Raw genomic sequence first — 2,032 nt, 5'->3', positions numbered from 1 at the left:
GTCAGGCGCTGATCGGCGCGCTGCCGCAGCGGCTCGGGGACTATCAGCGCACATCTGCGGCGCAGCCAGCCCCGACCGGCGCTGCCGCATGGCGGTCCAGCGCGAACAACGAGCCGGTGGTGTTGCGGTGCGGCCTGGACCGGCCGGCCGACTTCGTGGTGGGCTCACCAATCCAGCTCGTGAACCGGGTGCAGTGGTTCCAAGAGGCGGAGGGCCAAGCTGGCGGGGAGGCGGGTCGCAGCACCTGGTACACGGTCGACCGACCGGTTTATGTTGCGCTCACCCTGCCGCAGGGGTCGGGGCCCACCCCGATTCAGGAACTGTCGGACGTGATCGACCGCACGATCGCCGCCGTACCTGTCACCCCGGCGCCGCCGCCCAGTTAGGGCGCTCGCCGAGTGGGAAGTTATGCCACGGCTCGCGGCCCGATCGCGTGTAATAAGTGGCCATTCGGCAAGCAGCCGCCGCCCGGTCAGCGCAGACCAACACCGCGAGCCAACGCGGTCTCGACCATGGTCGCCACCAGCGTGGGGTAGTCCAGACCGCTGGCTGCCCACATCCGCGGAAACATCGAGATCGTGGTGAATCCGGGCATGGTGTTGACTTCGTTGATCAGCGGCCCGTCCTCGGTAAGGAAGAAATCGACCCGCGCCAGCCCTTGGCAGTAGATCGCCCGAAACGCCGCGATCGCGAGCTCACGTATCGCCTCGCTGACGTCGTCATCGACTTTGGCGGGCACATCCAGCTCTGCAGCGTCGTAGAGGTACTTACTGGCGAAGTCGTAAAAGGGGTCCTCGCGACCCCGGACCCCTACCACCCGGATCTCCCCGACAACGCTGGCCCGCACAGTGCCGTCAGGGAATTCCAGTACCCCGCATTCCAATTCGCGGCCGACGACGGCGGCCTCGACGAGCACCTTGGGATCGTGCTGGCGGGCGTCGGCGATGGCCGCCGGCAGCTGCTCCCAGCTCGTCACCCGGCTGACACCGATCGACGAGCCGCCGCGCGCGGGTTTGACGAAGACGGGCAGTCCAAGTCGTTGCCGCTGCTCGGGTTCAAGCGTCGGCTGAGTTGCTCGCAGCACTGCATACGGGCCGACCGGAAGTCCTTCGGCCGCCAGCAGCTTCTTGGTGAACTCCTTGTCCATGCCCGTCGCACTGGCCAGCACGCCGGCACCGACATAAGGCACGCCGGCCAGTTCGAGCAATCCCTGTATGGTGCCGTCCTCGCCGTACGGGCCGTGCAGCACCGGGAAGACGACGTCGACGGAGGCCAGCACCTGGCCCGCGCTCATTGGGCTACCCGGATTCACCGACAGCAGCTGGCCGCGCTGCCGCGGATCCTGCGCCAGCGCCAGCGCGGTGCCCGACGCCCCGCTGACCTTAGGCAATCGGCCATCGGTGATCGCGAGAGTTTCCGGACGCCCATCGGTGAGTACCCACGTGCCCTCGGGCGTGATGCCCACCGGGATCACGTCGAACCGTTGCGGGTCCAGATTGCGCAGGATGCTGCCCGCCGACACGCAGGAGATCGCGTGTTCGTTGCTGCGTCCGCCGTAGACGACGGCGACGCGAATGCGGCCGCGCGGTGTCACCGATTCGGTGCCTGCGGTCGACGCGGACGGGTAGCGATCACCCACAACCTAGAGAGGTTACTGCCCTTACGCTCATCGGCCGGGTGCGGCGGGCGTGAACTGCACCGATTGACCGTCATTCCGGCTTGGTGCTGCGGCCCAGCAGCAAGACCACCGCTTCGTCGACGGAAAGCCCCTTATGACAAACGCGGTGTACGGCGTCGGTGAGTGGCATCTCCACGTCGTAGCTCGATGCCAGGGCCAACACCGATTCGCACGACGTCACGCCTTCGACGACCTGGCCGTCGTGCGCCTGCATGGCCGACTGCATCGTCCCGCCCCGGCCCAGGCATTCGCCGAACGAGCGATTCCGTGAATGCCGCGACGTGCAGGTGGCTACGAGGTCGCCAACCCCCGCCAACCCGGCGAGCGTCGCGCCCTTGGCCCCCAGGGCAATCC

The 2,032-nt window shown here is 67.6% G+C and carries 3 protein-coding genes; 1 reads left to right on the top strand and 2 read right to left on the bottom strand.

Going from position 1 to position 2,032, the window contains the following annotated elements:
• Positions 1–386, top strand: a 386-nt coding sequence (locus ACFE99_RS25405) for a DUF3515 domain-containing protein (RefSeq protein ID WP_375489696.1), incomplete at its 5' end; no start/stop codon positions are given.
• A gap of 86 nt (positions 387–472) precedes the next feature.
• On the opposite strand, the gene ACFE99_RS25400 is transcribed toward ACFE99_RS25405, so the two are convergent.
• Both ACFE99_RS25400 and ACFE99_RS25395 read right to left on the bottom strand, forming a co-directional pair.
• A complete protein-coding gene (locus ACFE99_RS25400; protein WP_375489698.1) occupies positions 473–1,594 on the bottom strand; it encodes a D-alanine--D-alanine ligase family protein in 1,122 nt (373 codons plus the stop codon).
• Between the two features lie 115 nt (positions 1,595–1,709).
• Positions 1,710–2,032 (bottom strand): NAD(P)H-dependent glycerol-3-phosphate dehydrogenase (locus ACFE99_RS25395; RefSeq protein ID WP_375489694.1); only part of this gene is annotated, 323 nt, incomplete at its 5' end.

This window comes from uncultured Mycobacterium sp. (genome assembly GCF_964249325.1).
Lineage (GTDB): Bacteria > Actinomycetota > Actinomycetes > Mycobacteriales > Mycobacteriaceae > Mycobacterium.
This window is presented reverse-complemented; position numbering and strand designations above follow the sequence as displayed.